This is a genomic window from Flavobacterium cryophilum, assembly GCF_048286555.1.
GTDB lineage: Bacteria > Bacteroidota > Bacteroidia > Flavobacteriales > Flavobacteriaceae > Flavobacterium.
Genome location: NZ_JBLVPZ010000008.1, coordinates 99497 through 113258, shown reverse-complemented (window position 1 = coordinate 113258; position 13762 = coordinate 99497). Strand labels below are relative to the sequence as shown.

Annotated in this window: 13 protein-coding genes; 10 read left to right on the top strand and 3 right to left on the bottom strand. The window is 35.7% G+C overall.

The window, feature by feature from the left end; translation table 11 throughout:
• Nucleotides 1-58 precede the first annotated feature (58 nt).
• The 3 genes from ACNQGJ_RS12435 to ACNQGJ_RS12425 all read right to left on the bottom strand — a co-directional run bounded on the left by ACNQGJ_RS12435 (nt 59) and on the right by ACNQGJ_RS12425 (nt 6825).
• Nucleotides 59-1630, bottom strand: coding sequence for a SusD/RagB family nutrient-binding outer membrane lipoprotein (locus ACNQGJ_RS12435; RefSeq protein ID WP_417973190.1), 1572 nt, complete (start codon nt 1628-1630; stop codon nt 59-61).
• 10 nt (nt 1631-1640) lie between these two features.
• Nucleotides 1641-4733, bottom strand: coding sequence for a SusC/RagA family TonB-linked outer membrane protein (locus ACNQGJ_RS12430; RefSeq protein ID WP_470303340.1), 3093 nt, complete (start codon nt 4731-4733; stop codon nt 1641-1643).
• A gap of 469 nt (nt 4734-5202) precedes the next feature.
• The gene (locus ACNQGJ_RS12425; protein WP_417973186.1) at nt 5203-6825 is read right to left on the bottom strand and encodes a BamA/TamA family outer membrane protein; all 1623 of its coding nucleotides are present in this window, start codon (nt 6823-6825) and stop codon (nt 5203-5205) included.
• A 252-nt stretch (nt 6826-7077) separates the two neighbouring features.
• Here ACNQGJ_RS12425 and rpsL point away from each other — a divergent pair, with 252 nt between their 5' ends.
• From rpsL to rplV, 10 genes are all read left to right on the top strand, one after another.
• Nucleotides 7078-7461: a 30S ribosomal protein S12 gene (gene rpsL / locus ACNQGJ_RS12420; RefSeq protein ID WP_007136570.1), complete on the top strand. Its 384-nt coding sequence runs from the start codon at nt 7078-7080 to the stop codon at nt 7459-7461.
• Nucleotides 7462-7561: 100 nt separating this feature from the next.
• The gene (gene rpsG, locus ACNQGJ_RS12415; protein WP_417973184.1) at nt 7562-8038 is read left to right on the top strand and encodes a 30S ribosomal protein S7; all 477 of its coding nucleotides are present in this window, start codon (nt 7562-7564) and stop codon (nt 8036-8038) included.
• 10 nt (nt 8039-8048) lie between these two features.
• Complete coding sequence (gene fusA, locus ACNQGJ_RS12410) at nt 8049-10205, top strand: elongation factor G (protein WP_417973182.1); 2157 nt, start codon at nt 8049-8051, stop codon at nt 10203-10205.
• Between the two features lie 11 nt (nt 10206-10216).
• A complete protein-coding gene (rpsJ, locus tag ACNQGJ_RS12405) occupies nt 10217-10522 on the top strand; it encodes a 30S ribosomal protein S10 (protein WP_011963470.1) in 306 nt (101 codons plus the stop codon).
• Nucleotides 10523-10677: 155 nt separating this feature from the next.
• Nucleotides 10678-11295 (top strand): 50S ribosomal protein L3, encoded by a 618-nt coding sequence (rplC, locus tag ACNQGJ_RS12400; RefSeq protein ID WP_417973180.1) that lies wholly within the window; start codon nt 10678-10680, stop codon nt 11293-11295.
• Nucleotides 11295-11924 carry a 50S ribosomal protein L4 gene (gene rplD / locus ACNQGJ_RS12395; protein WP_417973178.1) on the top strand — a complete coding sequence of 210 codons (630 nt, stop codon included), beginning with the start codon at nt 11295-11297 and terminating at the stop codon, nt 11922-11924. The genes rplC and rplD overlap by 1 nt, the downstream gene beginning before the upstream one ends.
• A 6-nt stretch (nt 11925-11930) precedes the next feature.
• Nucleotides 11931-12221 carry a 50S ribosomal protein L23 gene (rplW, locus tag ACNQGJ_RS12390; protein WP_035668124.1) on the top strand — a complete coding sequence of 97 codons (291 nt, stop codon included), beginning with the start codon at nt 11931-11933 and terminating at the stop codon, nt 12219-12221.
• A gap of 9 nt (nt 12222-12230) precedes the next feature.
• Nucleotides 12231-13055: a 50S ribosomal protein L2 gene (gene rplB, locus ACNQGJ_RS12385; protein WP_035668122.1), complete on the top strand. Its 825-nt coding sequence runs from the start codon at nt 12231-12233 to the stop codon at nt 13053-13055.
• 6 nt (nt 13056-13061) lie between these two features.
• Nucleotides 13062-13340, top strand: coding sequence for a 30S ribosomal protein S19 (gene rpsS, locus ACNQGJ_RS12380; RefSeq protein ID WP_007136562.1), 279 nt, complete (start codon nt 13062-13064; stop codon nt 13338-13340).
• Between the two features lie 6 nt (nt 13341-13346).
• On the top strand, nt 13347-13757 hold the full coding sequence (gene rplV, locus ACNQGJ_RS12375) for a 50S ribosomal protein L22 (RefSeq protein WP_007136561.1): 411 nt from the start codon (nt 13347-13349) through the stop codon (nt 13755-13757).
• Nucleotides 13758-13762: the final 5 nt, after the last annotated feature.

The following is a 13762-nucleotide window of genomic DNA, read 5'->3' as shown; positions in this document are numbered from 1 at the left end:
TAAACAAAAAAACCATCCCGATTGGGATGGTTTTTTACTAGGAGTATTGAGAAATAGATTAGTTTCTGTCCCAAATCAATTTAGTGGTAAGCAAATCGCCACCAATGTTTGAAGAGGCTTGCAGATAGTTTTCACCGTTTAATTGAGCCGAGTTTACTGGATAATTCAAGCGAGTTGGCATTTCCTTCAAATTGTTTAAGGCCTGAAAAATATAAGTTGTTTTTCCGTCAACTGGAATGTTTAAAGTATAAGAAGCGCCAGGTTGCAAAATGGTATTAGGAAATCCGGTTCTTCTGTATTCTGACCATGCCTCTGAGGGTTGCATAAAAAGTGCTATATATTTTTGAGTCAATACATTTTCTTTCGATGCAGCAGTCAAGGTTACTAAGTAGGTTGCTATTTTTGCGGGTGTTACTCCCCATCGTTCCATCGAAGCGGTAATTCCTTTTTTGTAATTAGCACTGTTCCAATTATTGTTTTCGGCTAGTAAGAATTCTACTTCAGCATATTCCATGAAGTATTCTGTGTAATTTTTTTTAAGTACATTAGAACTAAGCAACGAAGTATTTGGTAATTGTGATGGTGCTAATGCACTAGGAATTCCGTATGGCATTCCAATATATTGGGTTAAATCGTCAGTTTCTGTATAGGTCCCGCTGCCCACACTAGATAAAGAGGTCGTTTTTGGAGCTGCGAATTTTTGCAATCTTGGATCCGCACTATTGTTTCCTAAGTTTCCTTTTAACAAGTCAACGAAAGTATTAGAAATCGTAAAATCATTTCTGTTGTTTATAAAGAAAGCAATATACATCGGACTTGGATTGATCGTGTTGTTTTCGTAAGTCAAACCAACATTATCTAAATTAGACAGCATAACACCTGAAGCAATTGCTCGGGTAATGTGTTCTTCCGCGCCAGGAACTACTCCTTTAACTCTGTTTGCTATTCGCAGGCGTAAAGAGTTAGAGAATCTTTTCAGTTTTTGAGCATTTCCCTGAAAAAGTTGATCCCCACTGGTAAAAACTACTTCAGTTTGTACAATCATTTGCGAAGCTTCCTCTAGTTCTTTTAGCAGATCGATGTAGATTTTTTCCTGAGAGGCATACTTGGCTTTTAGGATTCCTTCATCTAGTCGCAAAGCTTGAAAATCCGGATCCTTGTTTCCATAAGAATAATAAGGAACATCTCCATACGTATCCACCAGCTGGGAAAAAGTATAGGCAAGCATTATTCTCGCCGCTGCGATTTGATTGTTGTTATTTCCATAAGCTGACATTTCACCCTTTGTAGCTTCGTCAACATTCAAATCTATAATTGATTTGTAGTTGTTGGCTGCCAAATAATAGGAATTGAACAAAGCAGTATTGGATTCCTGTCTGAATTGGAACCGATCTTCCTCTGTATAATTTCTTTGAGCTGAATATTGAACCCATGGAAGCGCAATTCTAGCGGAAGAAAATGGGCCTCTTGTTCCATCCATAATTGCTTTATTCGCGTAATTGAATATTCCGTAAGTCGGTACAGATTCCGGTCTGTTTGGGTCAATGTTGATTTCTTCTAAATCAGTAGAGCAACTTGCGGTTACAAGTATAGCAATAATTGATAAGGCTGATATGATTCGTTTTTTCATAATTTTTTTATTAGAATTTAAATTCTACGTTCATTCCATAAGTTCTTGTAGAAGGTAATGAACCCCCTTCGATTCCTTGTATGTTCCCACTTCCATAAGAAGCCATCTCTGGATCCATTCCTTCCCAATCCAATCCCCAAGCAAATAGGTTTCTGCCATAAAGGGATAGTTTAATACTACTAAACGGACTCTCTTTTTGGATAGGCAAGCTATATGAAAAGGATACTTCTCTTAATTTAATATAATCAGCATCAAAAACATTTTGCGCATCTACGGTATTGTAATGTGCTTGTGCCCAAGTTCGAGCATTGATGTTTTGTGTATTTGGTGTACCGTCTGCCAAAACTCCATCTATAACAATTCCGTTTTCTCTTATTCCGTTTGCAGCCGAATTTTCGAGCATACCAGAATAAGTTCCCCACATGTGTGTGGTAGAGAAATAGCTTCCTCCTTTTTGGATGTCAAGTAATACATTCAAACCAAAGTTTTTGTATCGGAAGGCATTTCTTATTCCCATATTATAATCAGGAATAATTGATCCAAGAGATTTTTGTTCGGAAGCCACATAATTTCCATCAGCTCCCACTAGTTTATTTCCATTGCTGTCGTAAACAAAGTCGGTTCCGTAAAGTTGACCGTATTTTTCTCCTACAACAGCTAATAATCTTGCTCTAAAAGGGCCTTGCGCTAATTGTAAACTGCTTACATCTTCGTATAACTCAACTAGTTTATTGTCGTTTTTTGCAAAGTTCCAAGTAATGTCCCAGTTAAAATCTTCTGTTCTTATTGGATTAATGTTCAAAGTGGTTTCAATACCTCTATTTTGTAATTTACCGGCGTTGATCAGTTTCGAAGTAAATCCTGTACTACTTTCCACTTGAATCGGTGTAATTAAATCAGTAGTAATCACGTCGTAATAAGATACATCAAGATTTACTCTTTTCTTAAATAGACTTAATTCAACACCAATTTCTTTAGTTGTTTTCAATTCAGGTACTAAATCCGCATTATTAGAGCTTAAAGCGCTCCTGTATCTTGGATCACCTTGAAAAGGAGTGAAAGTGTCAGCATAATTTTGAAGGCGATAAGGTGTTGTGCTGTTTCCCGCTTGTGCCCAACCTGCTCTTAATTTACCAAAATCAAGCCAATCAATATCTGTCAATTCAGAAAAGATAAAACTACCAGTCACTGAAGCATAGTTTACAGATTCGCTCGTGGTACTGAACCAGTCATTTCGATCCGTTACTTCAAGAAATAGCATGTTGTCATATCCCACAGAAGCAAAACCATAAAGACTATTGGTTCTCATAAACTGTTGTTCATTAGTTGCTCTAGCCTGCTCAGCACTGTTGGATAAGTTATACAATCCTGGCAATACTAAACCTCCTACAGATTCTCCGCTAATGGAGGTGAAGGAATAATTTCTTCTGTTAGCGCCTAAAAAGGAATTAACGCTAAATTTTCCTAATTTTTTATCAAAATGTACCCGTCCTTCATAGTTATAATCACTTAAAGTTCTGGTCAAATCCGTATAGCTTGATTGTGCTTGAGAGCCTACAGCTACTCGTTCGCTTATTCTAAAAGTATAAGTATCCGCGTATACATTTCCAACCACATATAATTCTGGAGTGATGTTGTAAGTCAATTTAGCATTTCCATAAAGACGGTTTCTTTTGTCTTCGGATGTGTTTTCGTTGATGGTCCAATAAGCATTGTCAGAATAATTGGGTGTAGCATCGTCATAGCCCACTCTGTTCCAGGTCCTTTGGTCACCATTGGCGAGCTTGTAATCTTTTAAATCATTGTAGTCCAATTGTCTTTGTCCCCATTGAAAGAATTTTTGTCCCAAACTGTTGTCGCCATACCCTTGTTCTGGTCGGTTAAAACCTTGTGTCAAAGCATAGGTTGCCATGGCTTCCACTTTCAACTTATCCGTTACTTTAGTACTCGCATTGAAAGAGAAGGTGTTTTTAGCCAAACTGCTATTTGGCACAATACCTTCCGAACTTTGGTTGGCATAAGAAACTCTGATGTTTGAATCTTCAGTAGCTTTCATAAAAGAGATCGAATTGTTACGTGTCACTCCTGTTCTAAAAAAAGAACGTACATCGTTCTTAGGCGCTACCCATGATTTTTCTTTCAGATAATCATTAGAGAATTCAGGATCAAAAGCATTCCAAGGCAGGTATTTTAAGTTGGCATCATATTTAGGACCCCAACTTTCATCTGTACCATAATCGGCTATATTATAAGTCGTTCCGCCGATTTCGGCTGTTTCTAAAGTAGTTGAATTACCCCCGCCGTAAGAATTTTGAAGGGTTGGCATGATATTTATTGATTCTAAAGTGATTCCACTGTTAAACTCAATTACGCCCTTTCCTTTTTTAGCTGATTTTGTAGTGTATAAAATGGCACCATTACCTGCTCTATTTCCATAAAGAGCTGCTGCAGGACCACCTTTTAATACCGTAACAGATTCAATATCATCTGGATTAATATCTGCTGAAGCGTCACCATAATCTCTTCCTCCGGCTCCTCTTTGGGTATTGGAGTCATTATAGTTTCCATTGTCTAAAGGGATTCCATCTACCACAATTAAAGGTTTGTTTTCTCCGGTTACGGATCCAATACCTCTCATGATAATTCTTGAGGAGCCACCCATTGTTGATGGAGCGACAATTTGGAGACCGGCTACATTACCAGAAAGAGCCGCAAGTGCGTTATTTTGACCGCCTTCATTCAATAGGTCACCTTGTAGTTCCTGTGTTGCGTATCCCAGCGATTTTTTTTCTCTTTTGATTCCAAGAGCTGTTATGACAACGCCTTCAAGTTGAACTGCGTCCTCTTTCAGTTTAATCGTTAAATTGGTTGTTGAAGCTAAGACTTCTTGGTTAATCATACCGATATAAGAAAAAACCAAAATTTGTTCTGGAGAAGTCATGATTTGAAATTTACCGTCAAAATCAGTTTGAATTCCGTTTGTGGTTCCCTTAACCAAAACATTCACTCCTGGAATTGGCAGTCCGCCTTCGTCGGAAACAAGACCAGATACCATTCTGTCTTGTGCAAATGTGACTTGCGTAATCAGTGCTATTGCTAGCACAAAAAATTTATTAAACATTAATTTCATATTAAATTATTTGAATTAGATTTTCAAAAATCTTGATAATAACTTAACATTCCTAATTATTAACTCCTAAATATTGACGATAAGTCAGTAAAATAGGCAACAACTGTTGATTATTCAATATTTATCTTCAAAAAATATAACATATAAAACAAATAGAATCTTAAAGATGTATTTAGATGCTAAACAATTATAATAATTATTTATTGAATCCATTTATTTTATATATGTGATATTATTTTGTGAATGGAGCGATATTTAACATTTCAAAACTGATTTTTCTGTATTATAAAAGGGTGGTAGAATATTTATCTGATAGAGGTTACTTGAAGATATTAAAAAAGAACAGTTGAATAGTACTAACAGATGAATGTTTATTTTTTAAAATATTAACTTTTATTTAAATCAAGGAAACGGTAGATACAATCCTGAATATTATTTGCATTTAAAATTTAACATTATACGCAATCTGAATGATTGTATTGTTGAATTTTGTCTCTTGTTTTCTGGAGCTTCCATTGGCAACAGCCAATTTCAATAATCCGTTTTTGGTTTGAAGTCCCATTCCTAGACCAATTCCAAGTAAGGTATCTTTTATATCGGTACTTTTGTCTTGATAATAAGCGTAGTCTAATATGGAATGTATATACAAATCGGACGTTAGGATATAGCGGTATTCAGTAAGAATTGTGGTCAGGAAATATGCCTGTAAGCTGTTTTCTGTAAAGCCTCTTATACTGTTAAATCCGCCAAAACGGAACAATTCATTTACGACATAATCGTTACTTTGTAAATAATAATTCTGACTATTTATATTAATTATATTCTTTTTATTCAAGTTAAAGTTATGAGTAGCTTGAATGTTTAAATAAAATTGATTGTTTTTTGTGGTGTTTGCTGCCTGACTGTTGATCTCTCGTTTGCCTGTTCCGGCAATTACTGAAAAAAATGATTTTATTGGAAAAGTAAAACTAGTTGGGTCTACTTTAGTGTACGTTAAACTGGTGGTTAAAAAAGAATTAATAAAATCGCTTATCGAAGTTTCGATTGAATTTTGAATATCACTTGACTCAGTTGTTTGGTATCCTATGTAAAATCGTGTATTGTAATTTGTAAAATAGCTTAAGTCAATTGTTGTTTTTGTGTTTTGAAAAGTACTGTCTTGTCGGAATAATTGAATCTGTGCTTTTATTCCTATTGGGGTTTTGAATAAATAAGGCAGTTCAATGCTGGCGTTAAAAGTTTTTTGGTCGTTTACGTCACTTTTCCAATAAATGGATAATTGTTCTCCTGAACGCAAGATGTTTTCCAGCTTTACGTCTAAGTATCCATTTAAGGTAATTTTTTTATTTTCATTATTGGAAAACCCAATAAAGCCATCAAAAGTATTAGATTTTTTTTTCTCAAGATATACGTAAACTTTTGTTGTGTCTTTTGTAAATAAAATTTCGGGATATTTTACTTGGTTAATAAATCCAAATTTTTCAAAATCAATATAAATATCTTCAACTATTTTTTGATTAAAAATACTGTTTTTGTATTTTCTATTGATTTGTGCTAAATGCCCACTGGGAAATGTATTTGATTGGTTGTTTTCTGGATAATTGATTGTGATTGCGTTTAGTGTCCTTTTTTCATTTGATTCTATATGTAAGTCAGCATAAATTTCGGCGTCGATTCTTTTAATGTTTGTCAGCTTTAATTTGGCTAATGCAAACCCGTTTTGTTCTAATTTTTGTACCGCGAGCTTTAAAAAAGAACTAATTTCTGAGTATGGCAGTATTACTGTGTCTTTTTCACTTAAGTTCAACAAGGTGTTAAATCGCGCGTTTGTACCTATATATATATGTATTGAATTTATTTTTTTTCCTAACGAAAAATTGACTACAAAACTAGAGTCTTTTTGCTCGGTGAATTCCAAAGTGGTATTGTCGATATAACCCATTTCGGATAATTTTTCCGAAAGGCGAATTACCACTTCATTGATCGATTTTGTGTTTTTGTGTTCGGTGCTGTATTTTAAAGAGTCTATGATTTTTGTTTCTAATGAATTGCTGCCGCTAATCAATAATCGAAAGTTTTGTGCAGAACAATTAAGGCAAAAAACGATAAGGAAAAATAAAATGTAAGAGGATTTCAATTGAGTAGGTATTTTAATAAAAGTAATGCAAATATTTAATGTTTGGGATAAAAATCTAATGATAAAATAATCTTATTGAAAATTAATAGATTAACGTTTGTAGAATAAAAAATATTTTCTACATTTGCAACCCCGTAAAAAGCGGGAATTTAATATAATAAGAAATTTTTAGTATTAATTATGCCAACAATTCAACAATTAGTAAGAACAGGAAGAACTCAGATAACTAAGAAGAGTAAATCGGTTGCTTTAGATTCTTGTCCTCAAAGAAGAGGGGTTTGTACGCGTGTTTACACTACAACACCAAAAAAACCAAACTCAGCCATGCGTAAAGTAGCGCGTGTACGTTTGACAAATGGTAATGAAGTGAATGCTTACATCCCTGGTGAAGGACACAATCTACAAGAGCACTCGATAGTATTAGTTAGGGGTGGAAGGGTAAAAGATTTACCAGGAGTTAGATATCACATCGTTCGTGGTGCGCTTGATACGTCAGGAGTAGCAGGAAGAACGCAAAGAAGATCTAAGTACGGAGCTAAACGCCCAAAAGAAGCAAAAAAGTAATTAATTAGTCTAAAAGTCTAAAGTCTAAAGTCGAAAGTGTATTTTTTACATTAAGGCGTTGTGACGTTATGGCATTGAGACTTTTTTTAAACAAAAAGACATGAGAAAAAGAGCGGCAAAGAAAAGACCACTTTTACCAGATCCAAGGTTTAATGACCAACTGGTAACACGTTTTGTGAACAACTTAATGTGGGATGGAAAAAAATCGACAGCGTTTAAAGTATTTTATGATGCGATTGACATCATTGAGTCTAAAAAACAAGATGCAGAAAAACCTTCATTGGAAATCTGGAAAGATGCATTGGCTAACGTTATGCCTCACGTAGAAGTACGTAGTCGTAGAGTAGGTGGAGCTACATTTCAAATCCCAATGCAAATTCGTCCAGATAGAAAAATTTCTATGGCGATGAAATGGTTAATTCTTTATTCTAGAAGAAGAAACGAAAAATCGATGGCTCAAAGGTTAGCTTCAGAATGTTTAGCTGCGGCTAAAGAAGAAGGAGCTGCTGTTAAGAAAAGAATGGATACTCACAAAATGGCAGAAGCTAATAAAGCATTCTCTCACTTTAGATTTTAATTCTTAAGAAATGGCTAGAGATCTAAAATATACAAGAAACATAGGAATTGCTGCTCACATTGATGCTGGTAAAACAACAACAACTGAGCGTATATTATTCTACACAGGAAAATCACACAAAATTGGTGAAGTGCACGATGGTGCTGCAACAATGGACTGGATGGCACAAGAGCAAGAAAGAGGTATTACAATTACTTCTGCAGCTACAACTTGTGAATGGAATTTTCCAACTGAACAAGGTAAAGTTTTATCTGAAACAGCTCCTTATCACTTCAATATTATCGATACACCGGGACACGTTGACTTTACAGTTGAAGTAAACCGTTCTTTACGTGTTCTTGATGGTTTGGTTTTCTTATTTAGTGCTGTTGATGGTGTTGAGCCACAATCAGAAACTAACTGGAGATTGGCAGATCAATACAGAGTTCCACGTATTGGATTCGTTAATAAAATGGATAGACAAGGATCTAACTTTTTGATGGTTTGTCAACAAGTAAGAGATATGTTGAAATCAAACGCAGTTGCAATCACTTTGCCTATTGGCGAAGAAAATGATTTCAGAGGTGTTGTTGATTTAGTTAAAAATCAAGCTATAGTATGGCATGAGGAAGGTTTAGGAGCAACTTATGATATTGTGCCTATTCCAGAGGATATGCTTGAAGAGGTTAAAGAGTATAGATCGATTCTTATTGAGGCAGTAGCTGATTATGATGAGACTTTGCTTGAAAAATTCATGGAAGATGAAAGCTCTATTACAGAGGAAGAAATCAATATTGCATTGAGAGCTGCTGTAATGGATATGGCTATCATTCCTATGATTGCTGGTTCTTCTTTTAAAAATAAAGGAGTTCAATTCATGTTAGATGCAGTATGTAAATATTTGCCATCTCCAATGGATAAAGATGGTATCGAAGGAATCCATCCTGATGATGCGGAATTGTTAGAAGAAGATCAAACTAAAATATTGCGTAAGCCTGATGTTAAAGAGCCATTTGCTGCTTTAGCTTTTAAAATTGCTACTGACCCATTCGTAGGTCGTTTAGCTTTCTTCCGTGCTTACTCAGGACGTTTAGATGCGGGTTCTTACGTTTTGAACACACGTTCAGGAAATAAAGAAAGAATTTCTCGTATTTACCAAATGCATGCTAACAAGCAAAACCCAATCGATTATATCGAAGCAGGTGATATTGGAGCGGCAGTTGGATTTAAAGATATCAAAACTGGAGATACTTTGTGTGATGAAAAACACCCAATTATTCTTGAGTCTATGAAATTCCCAGCGCCAGTAATTGGTATTGCAATTGAACCTAAAACGAAAGCTGACGTAGATAAAATGGGTATGGCTTTGGCTAAATTAGCCGAAGAGGATCCTACGTTTACTGTTAGAACAGATGAAGCTTCAGGGCAAACTATTATCTCGGGTATGGGTGAGCTTCACTTGGATATCTTAGTTGATAGAATGAGACGTGAATTCAAAGTTGAAGTAAACCAAGGTGAGCCTCAAGTTGAATATAAAGAAGCATTTACAAAATCTGCTCAACACAGAGAAACTTACAAAAAACAATCTGGTGGTCGTGGTAAATTCGGTGATATCGTATTTAGACTAGAGCCTGCTGATGAAGTTGATGGTAAAGCTCCTGTAGGATTGCAGTTTGTTAATGCTGTAAAAGGTGGTAACGTTCCTAAAGAATATATTCCATCTGTAGAAAAAGGTTTTAGAGAGGCTATGAAAACAGGTCCTTTAGCAGGATACCAAGTTGATAGTTTGAAAGTAACTTTATTGGATGGATCTTTCCACCCTGTGGATTCTGATGCACTTTCTTTTGAGCTTGCAGCAAGAATGGGGTATAGAGAGGTAGCTAAAGCAGCTGGTGCTGTTATATTAGAGCCAATCATGAAAATGGAAGTGATTACACCTGAAGAAAACATGGGGGATATTGTAGGTGATATCAACCGTCGTAGAGGTCAGGTAAATGATATGGGTGATAGAGCGGGTGCTAAAACCATTAAGGCAGATGTGCCATTATCTGAAATGTTTGGATACGTTACTACGTTAAGAACACTTTCATCAGGTAGAGCAACATCTACTATGGAATTTTCACATTACTCTGAAACGCCTTCTAATATTTCGGAAGCAGTTATCAAAAAAGCAAAAGGAAACGCATAATCTTTAAGAAAATGAGTCAAAAAATCAGAATAAAATTAAAATCTTACGATCACATGTTAGTAGACAAGTCTGCTGAGAAGATTGTAAAAACGGTAAAAAGTACCGGTGCAGTTGTTACAGGGCCAATTCCATTGCCAACACACAAAAAACTTTTTACAGTGCTACGTTCTCCACACGTTAACAAAAAAGCGAGAGAGCAATTTGAAGTAATGTCATATAAGAGATTAATTGACATTTATTCCTCTTCATCAAAAACTATTGATGCTTTGATGAAGCTTGAATTGCCTAGCGGTGTTGAAGTAGAGATCAAAGTTTAAATAGCTTACTAGTAAGAAAAGAACGCTGTTTTTAAGCGAAGAATATTTTTTTGGTTTGTGTGTAAATAAGTTATACATTTGCACCCACTAAAAAAATAGGATTCGGTTAAAAGCTGCGTTCTATATTTATATTTAATAATTAATAATTAATATTTATGTCTGGGTTAATTGGTAGAAAAATCGGCATGACTAGCATTTTCGACGAGAACGGGAAGAACATTCCTTGTACAGTAATCGAAGCTGGTCCATGTGTTGTTACCCAAGTCAGAACCAAAGGTGTTGACGGGTACGAAGCGTTGCAACTTGGTTTCGATGACAAAAACGAGAAACATTCCACAAAAGCGGCTTTAGGTCACTTTAAAAAAGCGGGAACTGTAGCTAAGAAAAAAGTCATTGAATTCCAAGATTTCGCAACAGAACAAAAATTAGGAGATCTTATTGATGTGTCTATTTTTGCTGAAGGAGAATTTGTAGATGTACAAGGTGTATCTAAAGGTAAAGGTTTTCAAGGGGTTGTAAAACGTCACGGTTTTGGTGGTGTTGGTCAAGCAACTCACGGTCAACACAACCGTTTAAGAGCGCCAGGTTCTGTAGGAGCTTCTTCTTATCCATCTAGAGTATTCAAAGGAATGCGTATGGCTGGACGTATGGGAGGAGACAATGTAAAAGTTCAAAACCTTAGAGTTTTAAAAGTAGTGGCTGAAAAGAACCTACTTGTTATAAAGGGATGTGTTCCTGGTCATAACAACTCTTATGTAATCATTCAGAAGTAATGGAAGCAAAAGTATTAGATTTCAACGGAAAAGATACTGGAAGAGTAGTTCAACTTTCTGATTCAGTATTTGGTATAGAACCAAACAATCACGCAGTATACCTTGATGTTAAGCAATATCTTGCTAATCAAAGACAAGGAACGCACAAAGCTAAAGAAAGAGCTGAAGTTGCGGGAAGTACGCGTAAGATTAAAAAACAAAAAGGAACTGGTACTGCTCGTGCGGGTAGTGCAAAGAATCCATTGTTTAAAGGTGGTGGGACAGTTTTCGGACCAAGACCAAGAAGTTATTCATTCAAATTGAATAAAAGCTTGAAACGTTTGGCTAGAAAATCTGCTTTCTCAATTAAAGCAAAAGAATCGAATATTATCGTTCTTGAAGATTTTAATTTTGAAACACCAAACACTAAAAATTTCATCAACGTTTTGAAGGCTTTAGAGTTAGAAAATAAAAAATCTCTGTTTGTCTTGGGTGATACAAATAAAAATGTATATTTGTCGTCACGTAATTTAAAAGGCTCTAGCGTGGTAAGTAGCTTAGAATTAAGCACTTACGCTATTTTAAACGCTAATAATTTAGTGCTTTTAGAGAGTTCTTTGGAGATAATTGAAGAAAATTTAAGTAAATAATAGGACATGAGCATCATAATTAAGCCTATAGTAACGGAAAAAGTAACCAAAGAAAGTGAAGTTTTAAACCGCTTCGGATTCGTTGTTGACAAAAAAGCAAATAAAGTGCAAATTAAGAAAGCTGTTGAAGCTGCTTATGGAGTAACTATTTTGAGTGTTAACACGATGAACGTAAGACCGGACAGAACTACTAAATACACTAAAAGTGGTTTAATCAGTGGAAAGACTAATGCAATTAAAAAAGCAATTGTTCAAGTACAAGAAGGAGAAACAATTGATTTTTACAACAATATCTAAGATAGAAAAATGTCAGTAAGAAAATTAAAACCTATTACCCCAGGTCAGCGATTTAGAGTTGTGAATGGTTATGACGCCATTACAACTGATAAGCCGGAACGCTCTTTGATAGCGCCGATAAAAAACTCTGGAGGTAGAAATAGTCAAGGAAAGATGACCATGCGTTATACGGGTGGTGGTCACAAGCAGAGATATCGTATCATTGATTTTAAACGTACAAAAGAAGGAATTCCTGCGACGGTTAAATCAATTGAATATGATCCAAATCGTACTGCATTTATCGCATTATTAGCATATGCTGATGGTGAGAAAACGTATGTTATTGCTCAAAACGGATTGAAAGTTGGTCAGAAATTAGTTTCTGGTCCAGAATCTCAACCTGAAATTGGTAATACTTTACCTTTAAGTAGAGTTCCACTTGGAACTGTAATTTCTTGTATCGAATTGAGACCAGGGCAAGGAGCTGTAATCGCTCGTTCTGCTGGAACATTTGCTCAGTTAATGGCAAGAGATGGAAAATATGCTACAATCAAAATGCCTTCTGGGGAAACAAGATTAATCTTGTTGACTTGTTCGGCTACAATTGGAGCGGTTTCTAATTCAGACCACCAATTAGTTGTATCAGGAAAAGCTGGTAGAACAAGATGGTTAGGAAGAAGACCTAGAACAAGACCTGTTGCAATGAACCCTGTCGATCACCCAATGGGTGGTGGTGAAGGACGTTCTTCTGGTGGACATCCACGTTCAAGAAATGGAATACCAGCTAAAGGTTATAGAACTCGTTCTAAGAAAAACCCGAGTAACAAGTATATCGTAGAACGTAGAAAGAAATAATAAGATATGGCACGTTCATTAAAAAAAGGACCTTTCGTTCATTATAAGTTAGACAAGAAAGTTCAAGAAAACATTGCAGGTGGAAATAAAGGAGTGGTTAAGACATGGTCTAGAGCTTCTATGATTACTCCAGACTTTGTTGGGCAAACAATCGCAGTTCATAACGGTCGTCAATTTGTACCAGTTTACGTAACAGAAAACATGGTAGGTCACAAATTAGGAGAATTTTCACCAACTAGATCTTTTAGAGGTCATGCTGGAGCAAAAAATAAAGGTAAAAAATAAGAAGTAATGGGAGTTCGTAAAAGAGAAACAGCAGATGCGAGAAAAGAGGCTAATAAGTCTATTGCTTTCGCAAAATTGAATAACTGCCCTACTTCACCTAGAAAAATGCGCTTAGTAGCGGACTTGGTAAGAGGTCAGAAGGTAGAAAGAGCACTAAACATCTTAAGATTTAGTTCTAAAGAAGCTTCAAGAAAATTAGAAAAATTGGTTTTATCTGTAATTGCCAACTGGCAAGCAAAAAACCCTGACGCTAATATGGAAGAAGCAGGTTTATTTGTTAAAACGATTACAGTAGATGGTGGAATGATGTTGAAAAGACTTCGTCCAGCTCCACAAGGTCGTGCGCACAGAATAAGAAAACGTTCTAATCACGTAACAATCGTGCTTGGATCTATTAATAACACACAAGCAATTTAATACAA

Bases quoted from the DNA above. Each gene is read 5' to 3' on its own strand.
- ACNQGJ_RS12435 (WP_417973190.1), bottom strand. From the start codon at position 1,630: ATGAAAAAACGAATCATATCAGCCTTATCAATTATTGCTATACTTGTA.
- rpsL (WP_007136570.1), top strand. From the start codon at position 7,078: ATGCCAACAATTCAACAATTAGTAAGAACAGGAAGAACTCAGATAACT.
- rpsG (WP_417973184.1), top strand. From the start codon at position 7,562: ATGAGAAAAAGAGCGGCAAAGAAAAGACCACTTTTACCAGATCCAAGG.
- fusA (WP_417973182.1), top strand. From the start codon at position 8,049: ATGGCTAGAGATCTAAAATATACAAGAAACATAGGAATTGCTGCTCAC.
- rpsJ (WP_011963470.1), top strand. From the start codon at position 10,217: ATGAGTCAAAAAATCAGAATAAAATTAAAATCTTACGATCACATGTTA.
- rplC (WP_417973180.1), top strand. From the start codon at position 10,678: ATGTCTGGGTTAATTGGTAGAAAAATCGGCATGACTAGCATTTTCGAC.
- rplD (WP_417973178.1), top strand. From the start codon at position 11,295: ATGGAAGCAAAAGTATTAGATTTCAACGGAAAAGATACTGGAAGAGTA.
- rplW (WP_035668124.1), top strand. From the start codon at position 11,931: ATGAGCATCATAATTAAGCCTATAGTAACGGAAAAAGTAACCAAAGAA.
- rplB (WP_035668122.1), top strand. From the start codon at position 12,231: ATGTCAGTAAGAAAATTAAAACCTATTACCCCAGGTCAGCGATTTAGA.
- rpsS (WP_007136562.1), top strand. From the start codon at position 13,062: ATGGCACGTTCATTAAAAAAAGGACCTTTCGTTCATTATAAGTTAGAC.
- rplV (WP_007136561.1), top strand. From the start codon at position 13,347: ATGGGAGTTCGTAAAAGAGAAACAGCAGATGCGAGAAAAGAGGCTAAT.